The 24,468-nt window shown below is 61.4% G+C and carries 15 protein-coding genes; 7 read left to right on the plus strand and 8 right to left on the minus strand.

The features are described from left to right. The first annotated feature begins 425 nt into the window (after positions 1-425). The 3 genes from AC0ZT5_RS33445 (at position 426) to AC0ZT5_RS33455 (ending at position 5,166) form a co-directional block, all read left to right on the plus strand. Entirely contained in the window at positions 426-2,207 is a 1,782-nt protein-coding gene (locus tag AC0ZT5_RS33445; protein WP_488499921.1) for a B12-binding domain-containing radical SAM protein, read from the plus strand. Positions 2,208-2,466: 259 nt separating this feature from the next. Further along, entirely contained in the window at positions 2,467-3,816 is a 1,350-nt protein-coding gene (locus AC0ZT5_RS33450) for a tetratricopeptide repeat protein (protein ID WP_488499922.1), read from the plus strand. A 66-nt stretch (positions 3,817-3,882) separates the two neighbouring features. After that, positions 3,883-5,166: an adenylate/guanylate cyclase domain-containing protein gene (locus tag AC0ZT5_RS33455; RefSeq protein WP_488499923.1), complete on the plus strand. Its 1,284-nt coding sequence runs from the start codon at positions 3,883-3,885 to the stop codon at positions 5,164-5,166. Here AC0ZT5_RS33455 and AC0ZT5_RS33460 read toward each other — a convergent pair. Both AC0ZT5_RS33460 and AC0ZT5_RS33465 read right to left on the minus strand, forming a co-directional pair. After that, complete coding sequence (locus tag AC0ZT5_RS33460) at positions 5,144-5,623, minus strand: helix-turn-helix domain-containing protein (protein WP_488499934.1); 480 nt, start codon at positions 5,621-5,623, stop codon at positions 5,144-5,146. The genes AC0ZT5_RS33455 and AC0ZT5_RS33460 overlap by 23 nt on opposite strands. A gap of 213 nt (positions 5,624-5,836) precedes the next feature. Further along, complete coding sequence (locus AC0ZT5_RS33465) at positions 5,837-8,005, minus strand: tetratricopeptide repeat protein (RefSeq protein WP_488499924.1); 2,169 nt, start codon at positions 8,003-8,005, stop codon at positions 5,837-5,839. A gap of 341 nt (positions 8,006-8,346) precedes the next feature. Between AC0ZT5_RS33465 and AC0ZT5_RS33470 the strand changes: the two genes are divergently transcribed. The 4 genes from AC0ZT5_RS33470 (at position 8,347) to AC0ZT5_RS33485 (ending at position 17,536) form a co-directional block, all read left to right on the plus strand. Next, on the plus strand, positions 8,347-8,985 hold the full coding sequence (locus AC0ZT5_RS33470) for a response regulator transcription factor (RefSeq protein WP_488499925.1): 639 nt from the start codon (positions 8,347-8,349) through the stop codon (positions 8,983-8,985). 307 nt (positions 8,986-9,292) lie between these two features. Beyond that, on the plus strand, positions 9,293-14,305 hold the full coding sequence (locus tag AC0ZT5_RS33475) for a beta strand repeat-containing protein (protein WP_488499926.1): 5,013 nt from the start codon (positions 9,293-9,295) through the stop codon (positions 14,303-14,305). A gap of 175 nt (positions 14,306-14,480) precedes the next feature. Beyond that, complete coding sequence (locus tag AC0ZT5_RS33480) at positions 14,481-16,190, plus strand: type I secretion system permease/ATPase (RefSeq protein WP_488499927.1); 1,710 nt, start codon at positions 14,481-14,483, stop codon at positions 16,188-16,190. Beyond that, positions 16,187-17,536 carry an HlyD family type I secretion periplasmic adaptor subunit gene (locus AC0ZT5_RS33485; RefSeq protein WP_488499928.1) on the plus strand — a complete coding sequence of 450 codons (1,350 nt, stop codon included), beginning with the start codon at positions 16,187-16,189 and terminating at the stop codon, positions 17,534-17,536. The genes AC0ZT5_RS33480 and AC0ZT5_RS33485 overlap by 4 nt, the downstream gene beginning before the upstream one ends. A 21-nt stretch (positions 17,537-17,557) precedes the next feature. Here AC0ZT5_RS33485 and AC0ZT5_RS33490 read toward each other — a convergent pair whose 3' ends face one another. The 6 genes from AC0ZT5_RS33490 to AC0ZT5_RS33515 all read right to left on the minus strand — a co-directional run. Then, positions 17,558-18,310 carry a GGDEF domain-containing protein gene (locus AC0ZT5_RS33490; RefSeq protein ID WP_488499929.1) on the minus strand — a complete coding sequence of 251 codons (753 nt, stop codon included), beginning with the start codon at positions 18,308-18,310 and terminating at the stop codon, positions 17,558-17,560. Between the two features lie 221 nt (positions 18,311-18,531). Then, the gene (locus AC0ZT5_RS33495) at positions 18,532-19,233 is read right to left on the minus strand and encodes a thermonuclease family protein (protein WP_488499930.1); all 702 of its coding nucleotides are present in this window, start codon (positions 19,231-19,233) and stop codon (positions 18,532-18,534) included. A gap of 58 nt (positions 19,234-19,291) precedes the next feature. Beyond that, positions 19,292-20,230 (minus strand): ABC transporter substrate-binding protein, encoded by a 939-nt coding sequence (locus AC0ZT5_RS33500; RefSeq protein ID WP_477400004.1) that lies wholly within the window; start codon positions 20,228-20,230, stop codon positions 19,292-19,294. Between the two features lie 352 nt (positions 20,231-20,582). Continuing rightward, positions 20,583-21,341 carry a lytic transglycosylase domain-containing protein gene (locus AC0ZT5_RS33505; RefSeq protein ID WP_488499935.1) on the minus strand — a complete coding sequence of 253 codons (759 nt, stop codon included), beginning with the start codon at positions 21,339-21,341 and terminating at the stop codon, positions 20,583-20,585. Positions 21,342-21,373: 32 nt separating this feature from the next. Next, positions 21,374-21,745, minus strand: coding sequence for a hypothetical protein (locus AC0ZT5_RS33510; protein WP_477291880.1), 372 nt, complete (start codon positions 21,743-21,745; stop codon positions 21,374-21,376). Between the two features lie 61 nt (positions 21,746-21,806). Next, a partial coding sequence (locus AC0ZT5_RS33515; RefSeq protein ID WP_488499931.1) for a DUF5801 repeats-in-toxin domain-containing protein occupies positions 21,807-24,468 on the minus strand: 2,662 nt, incomplete at its 5' end.

Here is a 24,468-nt window from a genome sequence, read left to right on the forward strand (position 1 = left end):
GGTCCAAAAATCCCCAGGTTTTGGCAACAGCAATATCAAGGCAAAGCTTGCTGCACCCAAGGCGAAAGCAACGGCATCAGCGAAGCCAACGGCTTCGAAAAAACCATCTGGCAGCAAGAATTCCCCAGTTACCGGGAAGGTCATGACCACAGCCAAGGCAACCTTGAAAGGTGTAAAGACGCTTGCTGGATCCGTACTTAGGCAAGATGGCACGAAGGCCAAGCGCAACACTGTCCTTATGTTGGGCCTGCATTAGGTGCTGGCTCTTCGGTGGAGATTGCGCCGTGGTGCGACACGGCCTGCGCCCTCTTCACCTGTGAGTTGAAGCGGCAACATCGGCCCGCCCCTTAGTAATTGTGACCCTCGCAACGCGACAGGCGTAATCCTGTGTGTTACTTTCGGATTTGAACGTGAGGATATGTGTTTTGTCCGCTTCTCCAAAAGCTGGGGGCCGACGCTTCCAGCTCATCCTGATAAAGCCATCGCACTACGACGACGACGGATACGTTATTCGCTGGTGGCGAGCGATGATCCCGTCGAATTCGCTCGCCGCTGTCTATGGCATCGCCGCCGATTGTGCGGATCGCGAAATCCTCGGTTCAGACGTTGCCATCGACATCATGGCGATCGACGAGACCAACACGCGGGTCGATATTCCGGCGCTGTTGGCGAAGCTCCGGCAGCACGACAATTTCGGAATGATCGCTCTGATTGGCGTCCAGTCCAATCAGTATCCCCGCGCGCTCGATATTGCTCGACCCTTCCGCGACGCGAAAATGGCCGTCGCGATGGGCGGCTTCCATGTCTCGGGATGCCTGGCCATGCTGGACGGGCGCGCGGTCGAACTCGACGCTTGTCGAGAAATGGGCATTTCCATGTTTGCAGGCGAGGCCGAAGGCAGATTCGAAGCGGTACTGCGCGACGCTGCATCAGGACAGCTGGCACCGCTATACGATTTCCTGAAGGACATGCCCGGCATTGAGGGCTCGCCGGTACCGTTCCTTCCCAAACAGTACGTCGAACACACTATGGGCCTCAGCACGAGTTTCGATGCGGGTCGCGGCTGCCCCTATCAATGCTCGTTCTGCACCATCATCAACGTGCAAGGTCGAAAATCACGCTTCCGCTCCGCAGATGATGTGGAGAAGCTGGTGCGGATGAACTGGACGCAGGGGGTCCACAAGTTCTTCATCACTGACGACAATTTCGCGCGCAACAGGGAATGGGAAGCGATTTTCGACCGCCTTATCTCGTTGCGTGAGAAGGACGGCATCCCTCTCGGCCTCATGATCCAAGTGGACACGCTGTGCCACAAGATCGAGAACTTCGTGGAGAAGGCGAAGCGAGCTGGTGTTACGCGCGTCTTCATTGGCTTGGAGAACGTCAATCCGGACAATCTCGCTGCGGCCAAAAAGCGGCAGAACAAGATTACCGAATACCGTAAGATGCTGCTCGCCTGGAAGGCACAGGGCATCATGACTTTGGCGGGCTATATTCTCGGCTTTCCGTCGGACACGCCCGAGACGATCAGACGCGATATCGCGATCATACAGGAAGAGCTCCCTCTCGACATAATAGAGTTTTTTAACCTGACGCCGCTGCCGGGATCGGAGGACCATCAGAGCCTTTGGAGGAAGCGGATCGAGATGGACTCCGATCTCAACGTCTACGACCTTGAGCATGTCTGCACAGCACATCCGAGAATGACCCGCCAGGAATGGGAGAGCATCTACCAGGAAGCATGGTCGCTCTACTACACGCCCAAGCATATGCGTACGCTGTTGCGCCGTGCGGTCGCGACTGGCGTTCCACTCGGCAGTCTGGTCAAGCTCCTCGTGACGTTCGCAACCGTAGTCCCTCTCGAGAAGGTGCATCCGTTGCAAACCGGTCTTCTGCGTCTCAAGCGGCCGTCGGAGCGGCGCCCCGGCATGCCCCGCGAAAACCCTTGGTACTTCTGGCCTCGATTCGTATGGGAAACTCTTCGGAAACACGCCGTGCTCGCCAACACAATTGTGCGTCTTATGGTAGCGGCACGTGCGATCTCGCGAAATTCTGCATCAAAGGATTACATGGATCAGGCGCTCATGCCGGTCGGTGATGACGGCGACGAGACACTTGATCTTTTCACAAAGACGACTGGCGGCGACGCAGCAGTAACGCACACCAAGAAGGTCGCGGGATTGACGAGGGGCCGTCATGCCGCCTGACAGCAAGGCTTGGTGAGGAACGTCGATGACCCGCCGGATCGCCTTTTGCTGTAGGGCATGGCGAGCCAGGGCGATATTTCGAGGGGATCGAGGACAGGTTGCATGTGGCTTCGAAGTTGATACGCCAGCGCGCCTCGCAAACCTCCGCATCTCGGTGCGAGAAGCGACCATCCCCAAGTCGAGGCCGCCATTCTCTTTGGCCTTTCCGGTTCTTTTGCAAATATTCTAAGATCCTTCGGCCCGAAGGGGATTTCGCAAGATGAAGACTGCGAAGCTGTTCCTTGCTTTTGGACTCGCGATGGTAGCTAGCTTGCTTTCCTTCAGCGGCCCTGCCGGACCGCTAGAGGATGCCGAGACGCTTTGGGATAGCGGCGACTACGCTGGTGCGGACGGGCTCATTGAACCCCTGGCCAAACAGGGCGATCCCGCAGCATTGAACCGTTTGGGGCATTCCTATCGATACGGACTTGGCGTCGAGCAGGATTTTGCGAAAGCGATCGAGCTGTTTCGGCAGTCTGCCGAGAAGGGGTATCTTTACGGACAACAGAATCTCGCCAATTGTTATCTCAACGGCCTGGGTACGCCGAAGGACGAAGCGCTCTACCTGCATTGGATGACAAAGGCGGCGGACGGAGGGAGTTCCACCGCTCGCACCGAGCTTGTCTGGGCTCGGTTCGAAGGTATCGGCATGGAGAAGGATGAGGCGGGTGCCTTCCGCCTCATGAAGGCCATGGCAGAACAGGGTGTTGCCGAAGCCGAGAATGGCGTGGGTTGGATGTACCGCGAAGGACGAGGCGTCGCCAAAGATCAGCCGACAGCCTTCACATGGTTCTCGAAGTCTGCGGAACTCGGGGACCGCGACGGCCAACAGAATGTAAGCCTGGCTTATTTCCACGGCGCGGGTACCTCCAAGAACGTACCGAAAGCCATGGAATGGCTGCGGAAAGCAGCCGAGGGCGGGAATTCCAGAGCGCAAGCGGACCTCGGAGACATTTTGCAGGAGGGGGAATGGCTGCCCAAAGATGAAGCGCAGGCGTTCGTCTGGTTCAGGAAGTCGTCCGCCCAGGGCGACCCTGTGGGGCAGCACAGGTTGGCTGTCACGTACTATCGAGGCGTGGGCGTCGAGTCTGACCAGGAGACAGGCGCGCAGTGGTTGGTCAAAGCGGCGGAGCAAGGCTACGACGTCGCGCAGTTCGACCTTGGCCTCATCTATTCCGACGGCAACGGAGTGCCCCAGGACGATAGCAAGGCCATCTACTGGCTAACCAAGGCGGCGGAGCAAGACTACACGGACGCTCAGGCGGAACTGGGGCGGCGCTACCTGAATGGGGTGAACACCGAAATCGACTACGACAAGGCGCAGTTCTGGTACCGCAAGGCGGCGGCCAATGGGAGCCTGCTGGCGATGAACGATATCGGCTGGATGTACGAAAGCGGATTTGGCGTGCCGCTCGACAACGCCGCAGCGGCCGAGTGGTATCGCAAGGCCATTAAGGCGGGCAACCAATGGTCGCAGGGCAATCTCGACTGGCTCTACAGAACCGGCCGCGCGATGCCCGAGGACAAGGCCGAAATCGCTGTCTGGCTAAGGAAGATGAGCTTTCGATAGATGGCGACCTGGCACCGTTTGCAGGAGTGGGGGAAAATTAGTAGGCCAGCAGCTCACGGAGCCGCTATGCTCGCGCCGCTCCGAGCCTTGCTTGCCAAGCTAGCCGGCCTTCTTCCTGACCGTGGAGATTCGCTTTCTGCCAGACGTGCGCAGGTGCTGGCCATCGTTTCGGCAGGCACGTCGCTCATTGCCCTGCTCTTCTTCATTCACGAGACCAGCTTCAATCCCTACGGCGCCATGCTGCGCTTCCGTGTTTGGGAGCTGTCGTTAGCGGTCGCGTTCGCTATTGTGGCACTGCTGACCAAGCGTCACTACGGGCTTGCTGCCAGCCTGTTCGTACTCATCGTTTTCGTTTTTGCGACCGCTCTTCCGATTCAGATCGGAAGGTACGCCGGGCTGCATTATTTCCTGCTGAGCATTGGCCCCGTGATGCCGGTCCTGTACGGAACGCGGCGACCGTGGGGGATGGCGGCCGTCAGCGTTGCGTGCCTCGCCGTTTTCCTGACGGTCGAGTTTACCGTTCCCATGTACGCCGTAGTGGAAAGGCCTCTGCTGCCCCAACTGCGCATCCCGTTCAGGGAACCGCTGGACCTCGACTACAACGACAGCATTTTCATACTCGTGATGGCCGCGCTTCAAACGGTTCTCGCGCTGTTCACGTTCGCGTCATTCCGTGCGACGGAGCGCGCCGAGGCCGCGCTGGAACGCGAGCATGCGCGTTCGGAGATGCTTCTCCAGAGCCTGTTGCCGCGTCCGATCGCGGCCAGGCTGAAGGCCCAGCCTGACCGCGTCATCGCAGACGAGTTCGACTTGATCACTGTGCTTTTCGCTGACGTCGTCGACTTTACGCCGCGCACGGCGACCCGCAAGCCGGACGCTACCGTCAGGTTCCTTGAGCGCGTGTTCGGCGAGTTCGATGCTCTCGCGGAAAAGCACGGTCTCGAGAAGATCAAGACGATCGGCGATTCCTACATGGTGGCCGGAGGGCTGCCGGTAAGCGGCGGCGATCACACGTCCGCTGTTGCGGACATGGCGCTCGACATGATTAAGGCAGCAGAAAGGTTGACCGAGGAGTTCGGGGAGGACGTGTCGGTGCGCATAGGCTTCCATGCCGGACCAGCGATCGCCGGTGTGATCGGGCGCAGAAAGCCATTTTACGACGTTTGGGGAGATACTATCAACGTGGCCGCGCGGATGGAGTCCTTGGGACTGCCGGGGCGCATCCAAATCACGTCGGAGGTCATGAGCCTCCTAGGCGGGCGCTATCGCTTCGAGGAGCGCGGCATAGTCGACGTCAAGGGAAAGGGGCCGATGCCGCTCTTTTTTCTCAACGGGAGGTCAGGTGCCTGAACGCGGCTGGGGGCCATGCCTTTGACATAGGCGTTGAGCACGCGGTCATTTTCCCCGTTGGACGCACACCTTGCAAGGACTCGCTCCCGGTCATTCGAACCTGTCCAGCCCCTTCGCGCGCCGGCATGGCCCACACGCCACGTTTGGAAGGCGCGAGGCCGCTGCGTATCAGGGTCTCTGCAAGACCGACTGCAGCGCCGACTCCGTCCACCACGGGAATATCGTGCTTGCGCTGGAGGGCGGATGCAAACTCGGCCATGCCCGCGCAACCCAACGCGACCCCGTCCGCTCCCACTGCCCGAGGAGTTGGCCGCATCTCGCCACCATCTCTCGTAAACAGTTTATCCTTCAAGAGATACCGAAGCTTTGATAGGGAATGACTTACAGCTGATTGAGTTCTGCCTAATTCGCTGGCTGCGCGCGTTACGCTCCTTTCACGCATCATAACATCGAACACTCTGAGCAATTGAGGTCCATATCAACGAAACTCATGAGACCTTCCCGTTTTCATTATGCCTCGCATGCACACTAACATCGCTTCCAACGCGCCGGACGAACGATGCCGACGAACGATGCCATTGCAGGCACAGGGTTGACTTGAACGCGACCTTTGGCCTGTAGGAGCAAATCGCGAACCGCTCTGATATTCGCCGGCAGGTCCCGGGCGGTCCTATTTGACGGCCGAAAACTCAAAACGATCGAAACGGAAGACTGCCGTGTACTCGTTGTGTCGCTCCGGCGTACCGGCAGGATTGCGGAAGATCGCGCCGCAGGTTGTATGAACTTTCGGAATAGCGTCGCACAGGAAGTTCTCCTGCACCCAACTGGTTCCTTTGTCTATCCATGCGCCTCCCCCGCGCAGGTCACGACCGAGGATGAACGACCTGATCTGCGAACCGGTAAGCCGGTCCTTCGCATCCAAATCGAGCTGTTCCGGAAACTCCGGCACACCGGCCTTGTCCAGGCCGTCCAGCAGGCGCCCGATGTCAGCAGGGTTCTTGAACACAAAATACCTCTGCGTGACCAGCTGATTTGCCCCTCCATCCTTTCGTTCCAACATGACGTTCCTTAGCCTGTCGCTATAGGCGGCGACCTGGTCACTGCGCCCGAGATGTGCGTAGGCCGAAACCAACACCTGCAGGCCGTAGAATTTCGGCCATGGATCGGGCGATTGGAGATCGATCCTTTCAAGGTAGTCTACGGCTTCCTCGAAACGACCCTGGCCAAATGCAGCCAGCCCAGTCTGGTATTGCCGATGGTCATTGCCGACTGGGTCGACACGGTTGGCCGCGTCGAGATAGTCGCGCGCCTCGTTCGGCCTGCCATTGAAACTCAGGGCTTCTGCCAGCCCGACATAATTCAGGGGATCGCTCGGGTCGAGCGCCACGGCCTTGAACATAACCGCGACTGCCTCGTCGGACCGGTGCTCGCGAACCAGCAAACTGGCGACGAGCTGATAGTAGGACGGCGAAGGATGCTTGGCCGCCTCCCCCAGATACTTGTAGACGTTGTACAGCGCACCGATGTCCGAAACGACTAACGCTTTACCCCGCGGCCCGTCCATGTCCCAATAGGCCCATGCGAGCGAGGCGGCCGCCGCGCCGAAGTTCGGATCGAGTTCCAGCGCCTGCTGGAAAAACTTCACCGCCTGTGCAAACTCGTCTGGAGTATTGCGACGATTGTAGATTTCCATGCCTTGGAGGTAAGCTTCGTAAGCTGCGGGATTGCGCGTGCCTCCCGCGAAGTCTGCCTTACCTTGGGCGCTGACGAGACGGAGCTTGAGCGCGCCTGCGATGCTGGCGACGACCTTGTCCTGCAGCGCAAAGACATCCGCCCACTGGCCGTCGAAACGTTCCGCCCAGAGATGACCGGTGGTCGAGCCGTCGACCAATTGAGCGTTGATACGCATGTCGTCGCCGACCCGACGTATAGAGCCCTCCAGTATGTACCGGACGCCAAGCGCTGCGGCGATCTCTGCGGGTTTAGTCTCCTTGCCCTTGTAGGCGGAAGCCGCGTTTCGCGACACGACGAACAGGCCCGGTATGCGTGCAAGTTCTGTGGTCAGGTCTTCGGTGAAACCGTCTGCCAGATAGCCTTGCGCCTTGTCGTCGCTGAGATTGTCAAATGGAAGCACGACGAGGGACGGCCGGGCGTCGGCCTTCGCGCTGGCCTCCAAAGCGACGGGCCGAATCGTCGGCTCCCAAGGTCGCCACCAGGCTGCTGCAAGGCCGACCGCGACCACAAAGACCCCAACAGAGACGGCCAGATTGCGCCAGAAACGTGGGTGTCGATTGACATCATCCCTAGGCTTTCCCGCCACTGCGGGACCGAGCAGCACCCGGTATGCCTGAACCAGTTCGGCGATGTTCTTCAGCTTCTGTTCGCCCATCGGCTCAAAGCCGAAAGCCAACTTCTTCTCGACCTCTTTGGTGACCTTTCCTGAGACGCAGATGCCGCCAGGTTCCGCTAGCTGTTGAAGCCTGGCAGCGACGTTGACGCCCTCGCCATACCGGTCCTCGCCCTCGACAATCACCTCGCCGAGATTGATCCCGATCCTGACGCGAATCCAATGGTCTTCGGAAACGGCGGCGTTGCGTTCCACCAGGCCGCGCTGCAACGACACGGCACATTCGACCGCGTCGACGACGCTGCCGAATTCGGCCAGCAGTCCATCGCCTAACAGCTTGAAGATGTGGCCGTGGTGGCGGGCAATCTCGGGCTCGAACAGTTCCTTGCGTCCAGCACGAAGGCGCTCGAACGTGCCGGCCTCGTCGCGTTCCATCTGGGTGGAATAGCCCACAACATCGGCGGCGAGAATGGCGGAAAGCTTGCGGTCCATCGATCTGGCCTGTCCCCCATGGAGTATAGACCTGGTCATACTGAATTGAAACGACCGACCTCTCCAGACATAAACTGCGCTGCGAACTCATGGGGAGTTGTGTCAGCGGTTGCGAGCATAGCGTCCACGGCCTCGGACCCCATCGTCGTCGGAATGCACTTGCCGCACCATCAGCCTGGTCTATGGCCCGTGGCCATGTCCGCGACGATCGGCTGACAGCCTCGGATCTCTATTATAGCCGAAGGTATATTAGTGTTTACTTGACAACGTGCCTAAGCTCTGGTTTCCTGATTTACGGGTATTTGGGTAAGTTGGTTGCGTTTTTTCCGGACGGTGTTCGCATGTCGACCTTGGTTGTCGCGGACCCGCGGGGGGTGTATCTCGCCGGTCTGGAATGGGTTCTGCGGAAGGCTGGGCACGATGTCGTCGCCCAGTGCCGCCGCCCTGTCGACATTGTCCCCAATGTGGAGCGCCATCGGCCCGATATCGTCATCGTCGGCCTGGATATTGCGGACCCGCGCATGGCCGGTATTTCCTCCCGACTGAAGGCCTGCGACAGCGCTCTCGGCATAATCTTCATCGTGCAGCCGAACGGCAGGCTCGACATCAAGGAGATCCAGGCGCTCGACGGCGACGGCCTGCTTCTGGACGGGATCAGCCATCGCTATCTTCTCGAATGCGTGAATGCGGTGGCGGCAGGCAAGAAATGGATCGACAACAAGATCGTCCAGCAACTGCTGATGCCAGAACCGCAGCACCAGCCGACGTCCAGGCTCACCGGGCGGGAGACCGAAATCGCCGATCTCGTCTCGCGCGGCTTGCGCAACAAGACGATCGCGCAACGACTGCATGTATCCGAAGGCACGGTGAAGATGCACCTGCATCATGTCTACGAGAAGCTGCATCTCGACGGCCGGGCTGAACTGGCCTGGGTGGCGCATGGCAAGGCTGCCGAGCGTCCAGGAACCGGCCTGCTCTGATCACTGCTTTCTGCTGGCATCGACACGGTGCGGCAACAGACCGCAAAGCCACCTGACGTATCGGCCTCGATGCCAGAGCGATCGCCTGCCCCGCCTGCGCCGACCTGATCTATCGAAGGATATATATCGTTCGATCAGGTACGGACATTCATCATAACCCTATCGAACCGGGAATGGACGCGCCCACTTCATTGGCGGCAAATTGAAGGATTGAAGGCCGCAGATTCAATGGGCCAGGGGATGCGCTGGGGTGGGTGCATCGGCATCTGGGGGCTGGGCCCCCATCACGTGATAGGGGAGCACAGCAATGACCATCAGCTTTATTCTCAACGACGAGGCCGTCAACGACCAGACCACTGGGCTGCAAACCGGCGACAGCGGCGACGGCTTTACTGACACCGATGTAGCGTACTCATCCCTGCCCCTTGCGTTCCGGACCTATCTCGAGACGACTCTCGGGCTGACCGACCACACGTTCCCGGACAGCATCGGCGTCGCGACCAAGACGAACTCGGTCACTGTCAACGCCACGGGCGGCTCTCAGCTCACCGGCACCACGTTCACCGACAGCAGCGGCGGTGTCCTCGACGGCGACGACAGCGGGCTCAATACCGTCGGCGGCAAGGATATTCTGCTCTACGCTGGTGCAAACGACACCGTGATCGGCAGATATGACAGCGATGGCAACGGCAGTGCCGATGCGATTGCCTTCGTCATCTTCAAGCAGGACGTAATCAATGCCGGCGCGACCAGCGACCAGGTGACCTTCAACATCGTCACCTACGTGCCGATCTTCCATGGCGACACCGCCGACCCAGATGACGCTGTCGATCTCGGCACCACCCTCAAGCTCGCGGCGACCGAGTCGCTCAACTTCAGCTTCACCGGGGCGCCCTCCGGCAGCAACCTGTTCATGACTTTTGGTGATCCGACCTCCACCCAGATCGTGGTGATCGGGAAGGACCCGCTCAATCAATCGCAGGGCGGAAACATCACGACCAAGGATGTGCTCAATATCAGCCAGGCCGGCAGCACCACCTCCTTCGGCGTCAACGGCAACGCGATCAACCCCAATGAGGGCGCGTTCATCACCTACGTCACGGGCGCGAACACGAACTTCCTGGTGCCAAATCTGGACCAGAACGAGGCCGACGTGGAAGCCAACATCGACTTCACGGACGTCGTCAATGCGAGCAGCGCGTCCTTCACCGTCAACCAGACCAATCCGGGCATCGGGCCCGTCACCGTCAAGATCTCTGCCTTCAACACCGCCTCCGAACCGGGGGTGGGTTTCGTCGACGGGCTCACCAACGACACGCACGTCAACATCACCTCGGGCTCGGTCGTCAACGTCGTCGTCAAGTCAGGAAATACGCAATTTACTCCGGTCGCCACGGTCAACGCCGACGGCACCTTGACGATCACCGGCCTGAGCACCGGCGACCAGGTGCGGTGGACCACAAGTGGAACCCACGACCGCGTGCTGATCGAAAACATCAGCAACGCGGATGGCGATCCCAGCAACGACAACAACACTTTCGACATCGGCGGCTTCAGCATCGATAGAGCCGGCTCTGCCTCGACGTCGGTCGGTCAGCAGATCGTGATCGAGGATGATGGACCGACGGCGGCGATCGTGCAGGGCGCTCCGACGGTGGCGCATGACGAGACCGCGGGCGTCCAGGCGGATGCCGACGACACCACTGCCGCGGCGGTTAGCGCGTTGTTCGCCGGCGTTGCCAATGTCAGCACCGACCTCAGCCCGTCCGGCTTCGCCCAGGACGCGACCGCTGTGGTGAACTCGACCGGAAGCTCTACGGGTACAGATGGCGCTGGCTCGACGGCCTTCTCGCTGGCGGTGTCCGCCGCAGGGGTGGATTCCGGCCTCGACACGACCAACGGCACCAGCATCTTCCTGTTCAAGGAAGGTGACCTGGTGGTCGGCCGCATCGGTTCGGCGGCGGGGGCGGCGGCCTTCGCGGTCGCCATCAACAGCACCAGCGGCGTCGTCAGCGTGGCGCAGTACGCCTCGCTGAAGCACCCGGACGCCACCAATCCCGATGATTCGGTGTCGATCACTGACAGCGCCTTGCAAGCGGTGGTGACGGTGACCGACGGCGACGGCGACAAGGCGACCAGCTCGACCGGCATCGGCGACGCCGTCCAGTTCCAGGACGACGGCCCGACGGCGGGGATCGTCCAAGGCGCGGCGACGGTGGCGCATGACGAGACGGCGGGCGTCCAGGCCGATGCCGACGACACCACTGCCGCGGCGGTTAGCGCGTTGTTCGCCGGCATCAGCAATGTCAGCACCGATCTCAGCCCGTCCGGCTTCGCCCAGGACGCGACAGCGGTGGTGAGCTCGACCGGAAGCTCGTTCGGCGCCGATCAGGAGGGCGGAACAACGGCGTTCTCGCTGGCGGTGTCCGCGGCGGGCGTGGATTCCGGCCTCGACACGACCGACGGCACCAGCATCTTCCTGTTCAAGGAAGGCGACCTGGTGGTCGGCCGCATCGGTTCGGCGGCGGGGGCGGCGGCCTTCGCGGTCGCCATCAACAGCACCAGCGGCGTCGTCAGCGTGGCGCAGTACGCCTCGCTGAAGCACCCGGACGCCACCAATCCCGATGATTCGGTGTCGATCACTGACAGCGCCTTGCAAGCGGTGGTGACGGTCACCGATGGCGACGGCGACAAGGCGACCAGCTCGACCGGCATCGGCGATGCCGTCCAGTTCCAGGACGACGGACCGACGGCGGCGATCGTGCAGGGCGCTGCGACGGTGGCGCATGACGAAACCGCGGGCGTCCAGGCCGATGCCGACGACACTACTGCCGCGGCGGTTAGCGCGTTGTTCAGCGGCGTCAGCAATGTCAGCACCGATCTCAGCCCGACCGGCTTCGCCCAGGATGCGACAGCGGTGGTGAGCTCGACCGGAAGCTCGTTTGGCGCCGATCAGGAGGGCGGCACAACGGCCTTCTCGCTGGCGGTGTCCGCGGCGGGCGTGGATTCTGGCCTCGACACGACCAACGGCACCAGCATCTTCCTGTTCAAGGAAGGTGACCTGGTGGTCGGCCGCATCGGTTCGGCGGCGGGGGCGGCGGCCTTCGCGGTCGCCGTCAACAGCACCAGCGGCGTCGTCAGCGTGGCGCAGTACGCCTCGCTGAAGCACCCGGACGCCACCAATCCCGATGATTCGGTGTCGATCACTGACAGCGCCTTGCAAGCGGTGGTGACGGTGACCGACGGCGACGGCGACAAGGCGACCAGCTCGACCGGCATCGGCGATGCCGTCCAGTTCCAGGACGACGGCCCGACGGCGGGGATCGTCCAAGGCGCGGCGACGGTGGCGCATGACGAAACCGCGGGCGTCCAGGCCGATGCCGACGACACTACTGCCGCGGCGGTTAGCGCGTTGTTCAGCGGCGTCAGCAATGTCAGCACCGACCTCAGCCCAACCGGCTTCGCCCAGGATGCGACAGCGGTGGTGAGCTCGACCGGAAGCTCGTTTGGCGCCGATCAGGAGGGCGGCACAACGGCCTTCTCGCTGGCGGTGTCCGCGGCGGGCGTGGATTCCGGCCTTGACACGACCGACGGACATAGCATCTTCCTGTTCAAGGAAGGCAGTCTTGTCGTCGGTCGCATCGACAACGCCGCCGGCGCGGCGGCGTTCGCCGTCGCCATCAACAGCACCAGCGGCGTCGTCAGCGTGGCGCAGTACGCCTCGCTGCTCCATCCGGACGCCACCAATCCCGATGATTCGGTATCGATCACCGACAGCGCACTGCTGGCGGTGGTGACGGTCACCGATGGCGACGGCGACACGGCGACCAGCTCGACCGGCATCGGCGACGCCGTCCAGTTCCAGGACGACGGCCCGACGATCGTTGATCAAGATCCGATCGCTTCCGGTATCCAAGGGTTCGACGGTGATCCTGCTATTGCGGGTATCCAGCACGAGACCTTGCACAACATCGTGAACACCCCGGCTACCGGTCTCTTCTCGTTCGACATCGGCGCCGACAATCACTTGGCGGCGTTCTACACGGCCGGTGGCTCGGACTTTGGGGATTCTGACGGCAACTCCGGCAACGGTGTTCAACGGCTGACACTGGTCGGGACGGTCGACAACGCCGCCAACCCGAACATCACCAACATCTCGACGTCTCTCACTTCGGAAGATACCTCCACTGCAGTGTTCGCCTTCTCGTTCCATTACGACAAGGATCCGATCACGGCGGGTGTGCAGGATGCGACGGCCGGGGGTACCCTGACCTTCTTCAAGACGGGTGCGAATGCCGGCACCTACTCCATCGCCCTGAACGACGTGGTTGACGGGTTCAGTTTCAACGTCTTCCACTCCTCGGAGCTATTGGCGAAAGCACCCGCCGGCAACACTGGCCACCCGCAGATCGTGGTGACGGAGTTGGATCACGCCGACACCGGTCCTAACCCGGCAGACTCCAACGGGTTCTACGTGCAGTTCACGGCGAACTCGAACCCAGCCGGCTCGCCTTTCGGCTTCAACGGCACGGGCGACGGTAACCCGAACGCCGGGGACACCACGTTCGACAACGGTCAGTTCGTCACCAGCGCCTTCGAGGATTGGGTCTCCGCGACGCAGTCGACCAACGGTGTTGCCGGTGACACGATCCAGAAGGGCGAACTGCTCACCCTCCGGTTCTTCAACGAGAACATCCTAGGGGACGTGAACCCGAACGCCCCCGGTGGTGGTACCGAGAAGACCACGCCGACGGACAAGGTGGACGCTATCGCCATCAAGTTCGACGGCATCGGCAACGCCGAGAACCTCATCGTGGTTCTCGACTTGATCGACGACAAGGGTACGGCATCTACCGCCGACGACGTCCACACGACGCGGTCGGTCGTCGTGGATAACGCGGACTTCTTCAAGGGCAACACGGTGCCGTCCCCGTACAGCACGGAGTTCACACTCGACCAGAATGACGGTCTCGTGATCATCGAGAAAGGTGACTACAACAACGCCGCCGCCGGTGAGAACTTCTCAATCCAGGGGATGCAGATCATGCAGTCCAGCAACGGGCTGACAGGTTCCGGTATCGACCTGACCAAGGCGACCGACAACCCGAACACCGTCGGCATCGAGGGTAACAGCCCGGTGACCGGCCCGCTGCAAACGTGGGGCGCCACGGACAACGACGTCCTCAAGATCACGGACATCGGTTTCATCCAGACGACTTCCGGGCAGATCGGCGCGCACCTTGACTTCGCGATCAACATCCAGGACGGCGATCTGGACACGACCGGCGTCCAGCACCTGCTGGTCGACGTCGTCGCCTGACACTACTCCGGGAGGCGGTTCACACCGCCTCCCATATCTCTGTGTAGATAATCGCGCGCCCTGCGTAAAACCGGCTCAATCAAAGGCGTCTACCTGCACCAGCCAAGGCGTCAACCCCGCACACAGGGCAGATATCATGATGAAACCCCCACGTCCCTCTGCCCTACAGGCGGTGATGAAAGAGGCCAAGCGCGCTGTCAAGCCGCTTATCTGGTTCAGCGCCGGCATCAACATTCTGATGCTGACCGGCGCGTTCTACATGCTCCAGGTTTACCACCGCGTTTTGGGCAGCCACAGCTTGGAGACGTTGGTCGCGTTGTCGCTGATGGCGGCAACGGCACTCGTGACAATGGCGGCATTGGAGGTAGTGCGCGCGCGTCTTCTGGCTAATGTCGGGACGTGGCTGAACGCCCGTTTGGCACCGGTTTTGCTGACCGCATCGGTTGAATACGCCGCCTCGGCACCCGGTCAGATCACCGCCCGCGCGTTGCGTGACCTCGACCAGGTGCGGAATTTCTTCACCAGCCCGAGTATCTACCCGATCCTCGACGCGCCTTGGGCACCGATCTTCTTAGGCGCTATCTTCCTCATGCACCCTTGGTTGGGCTGGTTGGCAACCTGCGGCGGTATCGTGCTGTTCGCGTTGGCGTTGCTCACCGAGTACCTGACCCGCAAGCCGCTGGCGGAAGCCGCAATCGCCCAGACGCGGGCTTACCTGCAGGCCGAGCAAACCATCCGCAACGCCGAGGTCGTCCAGGCCATGGGCATGTTGAATCCTCTGCTCGAGAGCTGGAAGGTCCAGCAGGACGAGGCAAACAGCGGACAATCTCGCGCCAGTAACCGATCCAGCGTCATCTCGGCCCTCGCGCGCTCTTTCCGGCTGGCCCTGCAGATGGCGGTACTCGGCCTCGGCGCTTATCTGGTGCTAAAGAACGAGGCTTCACCCGGTATCATGATCGCCGCCTCAATCCTGATGGGTCGCGCATTGGCCCCGGTTGAACAGGCGATCGGCACGTGGAAGGCGACGATCGGGGCACGGGCTGCTTACAAGCGTCTCGTTGCAATGGCCGGTCAGCGACCGGAGGCCACACCGGCCCTGCCGTTACCGCGCCCGAAGGGTAAGTTTGAGGCCGAGAACATTATGCTCGCCAGACAAGGCGGCGAACCGATCCTGCGAGGGATCAGCTTCCAACTCAAGCCTGGTGAAGCGATGGCGTTGGTTGGCCCGAGCGCGGCCGGCAAGACGAGCCTCGCGCGAGTGTTGACCGGTACTTGGCGTCCGACCGGCGGTCGCGCCTTGCTTGACGGCATGAGCGTCGTTGAGTGGGCGGCTGAGGACCGGGGTCGGCACGTCGGCTACCTGCCACAGGATATCGAGCTCTTCGCCGGCACCGTCGCCGAGAACATCGCTCGTTTTGCGTCGCTCAACCCCGCGGTTTTCAACAACGTGATCAAGGCAGCGGAGTTGGCCGGCGTCCACGAACTGATCAAGGGACTGCCGAAGGGCTACGCCACCGAGATTGGTGAAGGTGGCGCGGCACTGTCCGGTGGGCAGCGCCAGCGCATCGGGCTGGCGCGGGCGCTCTACGGCGACCCAGTGTTCCTTGTCCTTGACGAGCCTAACTCCAATCTCGACCACGAGGGCGAGCAAGCCCTGGCTACAGTCATCGGTGGCCTCAAGGCGGCAGGTACGACTCTGATCTTGATCTCGCACCGGCCAAGCATTTTGGAGAAGGTCGACAAGGTGCTGGTCCTCAACCGGGGCCAGCAAGACCTCTTCGGCCCGCGCGACTATGTCTTCAACGAACTTGCCAACCGCGCCCGCAAGGTGACCCAGATGCCAATGGCAGTCCAGCCAACCCTCGAAGTGGTCAAAGAAGCATGAGCCATTCCCCAGAATTGAACGTCGTGCCGTTGCCCGTCCCGCCACCGTCTCTGCTGGAACCGGTACCCCTGCGCCTCACGGGCGTGACGTGCACCGGGTTCGCGATCATGTTCCTGTTCTTCGGCGTCGCCGGCGGCTGGGCGGCGCTGGCACCGCTGGACAGCGCCGCGGTGGCGCCGGGCGTTATCAAGGTCGCCGGCGACCGCAAGCTCATCCAGCACCTCGAGGGCGGCATCATCGCAGAGCTGAACGCTGCCAACGGCGATATCGTCAAGGCGGGCAAGGTCCTCGTCCGGCTCGACGACACACAGGCAAAGACACAGCTTGACCTGATCCAGAACCGGATAGCAACGCGTGACGCACTGGCCGCGCGTCTCAGGGCTGAGCGGGACGGCAAGGCGGAGATCGAGTTCGATCCGGCGTTGCTCGCAAACCCCGCCACCGCCGCAAGGGACGCTGTGGCCGCACAGCGTGACGTCTTCGCGGCGAAGCACCACAACTTGAAGGACGAGCGGGAAATGCTCAGCCAGCGCCATAACCAGATCCAGGAAGAGATAAATGGACTGAAGGAGCTCATTGTCACCGAGGACAAGCAGATCGATGCGATCGGGGGTGAAAGCAAAGACCTCGAGGGGTTGCTCAAGAAAGGGCTGACCACCCGCGAGCGGAACCTGTTGCTCAAACGACAACAGCGGGAGATCGAGGGGCAGCGCGCGACCAACACCGCGGCAATCGCTCGTGCCAGAAGCGCCATGGCCGAGATCGACATGCAAATCTTGAACCTCGGCACAGTGCGGCTGAACGAGGCCGTCGAGGAGTTGAGCAAGGTCGAGGCGGAGTTGTTTGACCTCAGGCAACAGGAGCGTTCCGCCAAGGACGTGCTGACCCGTACCAATGTCGTCGCACCGGTTGACGGCATCGTCATGGACCTGAAGGTCCACACGACGGGCGGTGTCGTGAAACCCGGCGAGACATTGATGACAGTCGTGCCGCTCGGACAACAACTCGTGGTCGAGGCTATGGTCAAACCTGAAGATGTCGAGACGATCGCCCCCGGGCAGCCCGCGCGCGTCAGCTTCCCGGCCTTCGCTCGCTACAACCTGCCGCCGCTCGACGGGGTCGTGGAGATCGTGTCTGCTGACCGCATGGTGGAGGAGCGCAGCGGGGCACCGTATTTCGCCGCAACCGTGTTGATCGACAAGAGTGAACTCGCCAAGCTGGAGGGCCGCAAGCTGCTGCCCGGCATGTCGAGCGAGGCGATGATCCGGACCGGTGCTCGCACCGTGCTTTCTTACCTCGCCGAGCCGATCACGCAGAACTTCCGCCGCGCGATGCGGGAAAAATAGCCTTAGGCTGCCCGGAGGGTGTCAACTGTTGAGATGCTTCAATTCAAACCCGGCGTCATCCTGGGTGTCTGACACCCCCTGTTCGGCGAACTGGAACATGTCCGCGAACTCCATCTCTTTCTCAAACATCACACCGCCGACCTTGATGGTCAGGGCATCCTCGGTTCCCTTTGGTGCGAAATAGACTTGCGCGACACGCGTGCGGATACGCTCGCCGATTTCCTTCGCTTCTGCTTCGGTCGCGCCTGAGAGGAAAACCCCGAACATCGAAGTCCCTATGCGTCCAACCAGATCATCCGCGCGCACTGATGATTGTATGGTTGTGGCTATGAGCCGCAAAGCCTCGTCGCCCCATTCAAGGCCAAAGCGCAGGTTGATGGAACGTAGATGTTCCGAATGAATGACCAGGAAGGCGCCCGAGCGTGGTCCCGGCGCCGATGGCCTTGTTGCTCTTCTTTCGACCATCGACGTGAAGACTGGCCCGTTCAGACAGCCTGTCAACCTGTCATAGGTTCCGGACCTGTTGAGTTCCTGACGGCAGCTGCGGATTTGGATCTGCTGCCAGCCGATTAGTACGAAAAGCGGCAGACCAATGACCACGGGCAGCAGCACGGCTGTCATCATGCTGCGCCCGAACGGCGTGAACGCGTCGCTGAACAAGAGCAGATAGTTGAAGCCCAGGGAAAGACCGAGGCTCCCGGCTGTTCCTAGAAAGGTCAGCCATGCGGCGCTTCTCCATGCCTGCGCGGAGGCGGTCGCTGTGGTTTGTGCCATTGGCTAATCTCCTGTCAGATCAGCCAGCATAGAGCCGGCGTACAGCATTTTCAGTTTCCGAGAAGCATACAATTTGAACTATGAGACCCTATACTGTTCAAGCAACCGGCTTGCCCCGGAAATTTGCGCCGTAAAGGTTAATCAATGGAATGCCGCCGGCCGCTGAACAATCAACGGCGGACTCGGCGAACGCTGCGCTCCGGTTCTTTGAGTCTCGCAGCCTATTGTGGCGGACCGAAAATGCCCATCCCCGTGCCCTGGGCAGTCACTTGCGCTTTGCCATAGACGCCACTCGGCAGCGCCGTGGCCCAACCATTGGAAACAAGCCAGGCGCCGACGTCCTGCTTGCCCAGCCTGCACGGGGCGGCGATTGCAAAACGCTCGACGTCCGGCGGCACGAAGCATTTCAGCGCGCGTCCCCTAACCCAGGAATTGAAGGCGGCACGTGCGCGCTCGCCGCAAGGCCAGGTGACATCGTGAAACGAACAGGTTCTGTCGAGGTCGATGCCCTGCACCCCGCTGATGATTACTGTCCGGCCCATGGATTCGAAGATCGCGGACGTTGCGGCAGCCGGACGAAAGAGCAGCACCTCCCGCCAATCGTCCGGCATCGGTGTCTTTGGGGGCACAGCCAGACCAAGGTCCGTCAGCGGCGGACGGGGCCCGACCCGTTCAAGATCCACAGGATTAAGCTGTGGTGGAGCGATGAGGTCTTGAGCAATCTTGCGCGTGGGTTCTCGTCGGTATGCATCGACGATGGATGCAGCCACTCGGGTCGGTGGCGTACCGCTATTTTGCGAAGGGGCAAGGACCGGCCGATCGACTGAAAGCAAAGCCCCAGCCTGAATGATCAGCAACACCCCGGCCAGAAGCAAGAGGCTTCCCAGCGCAATCACCAGGCGGCTGCGGCCCAATCTAACCATCAGCCCGTCTACCCATCAGCCAGTCTGTCCATCAGATTGACCGGGTTCCCTAAGCCGATCAGAAACCCGACGTTGATTTCGCAACCAGTTTGAGCGCGCCCTTTTGAATCTGGTAAAACGGCATCGATCGTTCACTGGATCCGTCAGCCCGAAACCGAAACAGACCTGTCGACCCACGAAACCCGTTTGGATTTTCGAGAACCTGCTTGCTGAAGCCGTCGGGCCCGACCGCACTGGCAACCCCTGCTGTCAGCGCAACCATATCATAAGCATAGGCCACATTGACGTCGGCCGGGTAGTTGTATGTCGCCCTGAAGCGGTCGGCGATCGGTCCGGTTTCGCGCTGATCGAGCGTGGCGATATATGCCCCCTCAAACAGCGGATCCATGGGGTGCTCCAGCCACCGGTTGGTTCCGACGACGGAAATCGCCTTTCCCGGAATGCCCTTTGATCTGAGGGCGGCAAGGATAGGCGATGGGCTGCCGTCGCCATTGGCGACGATCACGGCGTCGGGAGTATCCACGAGCGAGCCCATTTCGTCGACGGCCTTCGCGCCACCGTCGCTGGCCGAATACGGGACAGTGACCGCGAGCGTCGCACCATAGATGCTGAGGCCGTTGGCGACCCGCTTCTCCACGGCGCTGGCGTTTGAGCCTTCCGCGACAAGTAACACGAACTTCTTGCCGCCTTTGGCAGCGAGCCCCGCAGCGCCCGCCGCGGCACTGTCGGCTTCGCTAAGGCGCACGGCATAAACCCCGGCGCCGCCTGCGAAATTGTCGGCAAGCGCCAGCACCGGTGGACGCTTCGACCCTGACAGCGTGGCAATATGCTGGGCTGCCGGCAGTTCGGTTGGGCCGATGACCACTTTCGACCCCGTCGTTATCGCACTTATCGCCAATTTGCCGGCCTGTGCGCTGTCGCCTTTCGTGTCCTCTACCGTCAGCGTAAGCAATCCATTGCCAACATCCGTCATCGCCAGCTTGGCGGCATCGAGCATCTTCCTGCCATTTTCCCCCGCCGTTCCGGGAGCAGACAATGGCAGCAACATCGTGATTTTTGTCGAACCGGTGCCCAGCGACTGGGTCGCCTGGGCAGGACCGGCACCTGCGTCGCCAGTCTGCCCGCCGGGCGCGGCAATCGCCGCCGGATCAAGCACTTCGGAAACACCGCCTTTCGACTGGCAACCTGACAATGTCGTGGCGAGCGCAAACGCGATTGCCCATGTCCGCAGACAGCGGCCTTGTCGGCCAGATTTCATGATTGCTCCACCCAATGTGCCGCCGGGTATTCTTCCCGGTCTGGTCTTCAACGCATGTTACGGCGGACTTGCCGTGCCGTCTGTAGTTTCTTTAGCCTTCGAAAAGCCTGGCTCTAAGCGCCTTGATCTGCCTTGCTTGTCCGGCAGTCCGATAGTCGGCGCATTTCATGTATCGTGGCCCGGGCACGAACACGCGGCGCACGCAAACGCCTTTTCCCTGGGCTGGAGCCCCACCCTCTCCTTCCGACGAAAATGCGGAGAAGCCGAATGTCGCCACCGGCAATGGCCCGGTCACTTCAATCCCTTGCCTTGCCAGGATTGCCCGCGCGCGTTGGCAGTAGCGGACCGAAAGCGCCGAGAACCGGCTTTCATTGTGGCCGGCGCGATATTTCATGACGGTCGTGCACAGGTCGCCCGCGGCCAGCTTGTTGGCCTGGGCAAGATATCTGACCCCAAGCGCGATGTTGGTCGCTGGCGCGCTGAGGTCATCGAGGGAGCCTCGAAAGCCGAGCATTCGCGCCGTCGCGGGCATCACCTGCATCAGGCCGACTTCGCCGTCGGCGCCCAGCACGTCAGGATCGAACCCGCTTTCGATCTCCATCACCGCATGAGCCAGCACCGGCTCCAGTCCATAGATCGATGCTTGGCAGCTCGCAAACGCCTTGAAGGTCTGCCGGGTCCACTGCGTAGCCGCGTCACAGTGCGTCGGCCGCGTCAACTCGGACGGCTGCCGTTCTTCCCCGGAAGGTCGCTCCAGCCAGTTGGCCCGGGCCGGCGTGACAGCCTGGCCAAAGCCAGCCAACGCGATCGCTGCGGCGATCGCCCTCAAAAAGGATCCGTCGGCTATCATGATGGCCAACAGGCGTCGGTTCGCTTATCCGGTCAGTGCATGTACTCGACCATGCGATCGTGAAAACACTCGCATTTGTTGAGGGTATCTTCGTCGCGATAGTTGGTTTTCAGGTAGCCGTAGGCCATGCCGCAAGCAACCTTGGCCTCCGACGCCCAGACGAAGACCGGCCGGGACGAGTTGATCCATTCAGAGCTGTTGGCGACCGCGACCGACTCGTCCATCAGCTTGACCACCTGGTCCTTGAGGTCGACGATGTTGTCGGTCAGCACCAGGTTGGACGTCCCGGCGACGCGACAATAGTCGACCGAAGGACCTTCGATGATGTCGGCGGCATAACCCGTCGACCCGACTGCCAGCAACAGCGTCGCAGCGGAAACCAGCAGTCTTGCAGAACGATTCATGGATGAGCTCCCCTCGATATTAGCAATGTATAACATAGTCGCGCGACCGAGCGCCATGCCGTTAAACCTGGTTTGCCGTCGTCGTGTGCTGGGTTACGCCGTCGTCGTAGAGCAGTGTGATCGTGCTGGCGACGGGGTGGTTTGTCAGCTGGGCCACTTCGACGAAATTGGCCGGATTTCCCGAACCACTGGTGTCGACACTGAGCGTGCCCGTCCCCGCATCGTAGTTCACGAAGTTGCCGACATTCGCAGGAGTCGAGTCGAACAGGGCCGTAAGGTCGATCTTGTCGCCCTGACCGCCGTTGTAGTCGGTGATGAGGTCCTTGATGTCCAGGCCGTCGAGCTTGAACGTGTCGGCTCCGGTGCCGCCGGTCATTGTATCCTGGCCTGCACCGCCGATCAGGACGTCGTTGCCCGCGCCGCCGATCAGCGTGTCATTGCCTGCGCCACCATTGAGGGTGTCGTTGCCACCGCCGCCCGCAAGATAGTTGGCTGCCAGGTTTCCGAACAGATAGTCATCGCCAGAGCCACCGATCAGGCCCTCGATGCCGGTAAGGGTATCGCCGGTGGCATCGCCGCCGCCGATGGTGCCAAGTTCCGGGTTGATGAATGTCACCGGTGCCCCCGCTGCATGTCCGTCATCAGCCAGATGGATCGAAATCGCGGCTAGGCTGCCGGTGTAGTCGACAATGTCGGTTCCTGCCCCGCCAGAGATCGTGTCGGTGTGCGTGCTTCCAGCGATCACGTCGTTACCAACTGTCCCGGTAAGGGCGAAGTTGTTGGACCCATCTCCCGCGACCACGTGAATGGCGAGTGACTGCGTGCCAGTGGTATCGCCATCCTTGTCGGTCGCGGAGACTGTAAACGCCAAGTTCTGATCCTGAGGCAAAACGTTATGCGTGAGGGAGATGTTCGAGAACTGAGCGCCTTGCCCTGAAACGTTGACCGCGCTGACCTGCAATTGGTTGAAGCTGATAGACGGGTCAATCACGAATGTTCCGGTTGCCGTGATGGATATGTCACCGGACGTGGTTACATTGGTGAGCGTGTTGGTCGCAACCCAGTGGTAGGTTCCCCCACCACCGTTCAGCGAATTGACCACCAGACTCACGGAGTCGTTCAACTCGGCACTGGTGCTGGCCGGATTATCCACGCCGACTCCAGTTCCGGAAGTATGGAACTCCATTGTGAAGCTTTCATTCCCGCCTACGAAGGTGTTTGCGACGCCAAATCCGTTATTGTTGGAGTTGATCCCGTCTGGGCTTGAAAACTCAATATGGCCATCGGTGGTTTCGCGCCAGTTCGGCCCACCAGCGGGAAGGTTCTGTAGCGAATAGGTTATTGTCGTGCCGGCATTGGGCTGGAGGAGGTCGAACTCGTACGTACCGTCCGGCCTTACCGCGAGAGAAAACACCTCGGTTGCACCGGCATTCGCGTGGAGCGTCGTGGCGCCATCCGCAGCGGTCGTTGTGCTGTAGACGATGCCCGTGATCGCCGGTCCCGTGATGCTGAAATGGTCGATGCCATCGGCACCCGGCACCAGCGAGAACAAGCCAGCGACAGATCCCACCTCGTTCGGGATCGTGCCCGAGGTAAAGGAGCCTAGCGAGGGCCCGTCGTCATGGAAGGAGGACTTGGAACCGAGGTCGATCGACTGCGAGGCCGTGTCACCGTCGCTGTCCGTCACAGTTGCCGTCAGCGTTACCAGGCCCGAGGTCAGGTTGATGCCTTCGGAACTGTCGGTCGGGTTGTCGACAGTGTTCTGGTGCACCGCACGGTCCTGTGTCAGCGTGACCGCGCCGGTCGCCGTGTTGGTGCTCAGCGTGAACACCAAGAAGGCCACATCACCGCTGTGCCCCGATACATAGCCGGACACGGTGTTGCCGCTCTGCGTCAGCACCACCGCCGTGTTGGTCGCGCTGTCGATCAGGTTGGTGGTCACGCCCGGAGCCGAGATGCTCAGGCCATAGCTGGTGGTGGCACCGTCGGCGCCCTGCACAACTGTGAACACACCGGCAAAATTCTGCGTGTCCGTGGCCGATCCTGCCGGGCCAACGCCCGAACCGGCAATGCCGTTGGTCGCCGCGGTCAGATAGCTCTCGTCGACGTTTAGCGCCGGCGCTACGCCGGTGATGGTGATCGACGGGCCGTCGTCCAGGAAGGTCACCGCGCCGCCGACGTTGATCACGCCGCTCGTCGCCGTATCGCCATCCGCATCCGTCACCGTCGCCGTCACGCCGATCTTGCCGGCCAGCGTCAGCGCGTCGTTGTAGGCCGCCGCCGTCGAACCATCGACCAGGTGTTCGAGCGCGACGTTCTGCACCACCGTCAGCTTGCCGTCCGAGCCGATCGACACCGTGAACGCCGTGTGCGTCCCGCCGGCATCCGTGAAGTGGCCCTCGATCGCCGATCCGACCTGGACCAGCGTGATCGCATGGTCGCCCTGCGCCGTCGCCAGCCCGGAGTTCGCATCCGTCACCGACAACGCATAGGCCGTCGTTCCGGCGCCGTCGGCGCCAAAGCTCGACGTCACCGTCACGATCGCCGCAGCGCTCGTTGCCGTCATCAGCGCCGGGTTCAGCACCCCGTCCGTCGTCGAGCCGTTGTTGGTCTCGTCAAGCGTCACCGAGCTGCCGACAACCGCGCTCGTGATCGACGGGCCGTCATCCAGGAAGGTCACCGCGCCGCCGACGTTGATCACGCCGCTCGTCGCCGTATCGCCA

The sequence above is a fragment of the Mesorhizobium sp. CNPSo 4670 genome (genome assembly GCF_057784235.1).

What these genes read in the sequence shown, in the direction of transcription:
- AC0ZT5_RS33450 (WP_488499922.1), top strand. Translation starts at nt 2,467, where the DNA reads ATGAAGACTGCGAAGCTGTTCCTTGCTTTTGGACTCGCGATGGTAGCT.
- AC0ZT5_RS33455 (WP_488499923.1), top strand. Translation starts at nt 3,883, where the DNA reads ATGCTCGCGCCGCTCCGAGCCTTGCTTGCCAAGCTAGCCGGCCTTCTT.
- AC0ZT5_RS33465 (WP_488499924.1), bottom strand. Translation starts at nt 8,005, where the DNA reads ATGGACCGCAAGCTTTCCGCCATTCTCGCCGCCGATGTTGTGGGCTAT.
- AC0ZT5_RS33470 (WP_488499925.1), top strand. Translation starts at nt 8,347, where the DNA reads ATGTCGACCTTGGTTGTCGCGGACCCGCGGGGGGTGTATCTCGCCGGT.
- AC0ZT5_RS33475 (WP_488499926.1), top strand. Translation starts at nt 9,293, where the DNA reads ATGACCATCAGCTTTATTCTCAACGACGAGGCCGTCAACGACCAGACC.
- AC0ZT5_RS33480 (WP_488499927.1), top strand. Translation starts at nt 14,481, where the DNA reads ATGAAAGAGGCCAAGCGCGCTGTCAAGCCGCTTATCTGGTTCAGCGCC.
- AC0ZT5_RS33485 (WP_488499928.1), top strand. Translation starts at nt 16,187, where the DNA reads ATGAGCCATTCCCCAGAATTGAACGTCGTGCCGTTGCCCGTCCCGCCA.
- AC0ZT5_RS33490 (WP_488499929.1), bottom strand. Translation starts at nt 18,310, where the DNA reads ATGGCACAAACCACAGCGACCGCCTCCGCGCAGGCATGGAGAAGCGCC.
- AC0ZT5_RS33495 (WP_488499930.1), bottom strand. Translation starts at nt 19,233, where the DNA reads ATGGTTAGATTGGGCCGCAGCCGCCTGGTGATTGCGCTGGGAAGCCTC.
- AC0ZT5_RS33500 (WP_477400004.1), bottom strand. Translation starts at nt 20,230, where the DNA reads ATGCTCGATGCCGCCAAGCTGGCGATGACGGATGTTGGCAATGGATTG.
- AC0ZT5_RS33505 (WP_488499935.1), bottom strand. Translation starts at nt 21,341, where the DNA reads ATGATAGCCGACGGATCCTTTTTGAGGGCGATCGCCGCAGCGATCGCG.
- AC0ZT5_RS33510 (WP_477291880.1), bottom strand. Translation starts at nt 21,745, where the DNA reads ATGAATCGTTCTGCAAGACTGCTGGTTTCCGCTGCGACGCTGTTGCTG.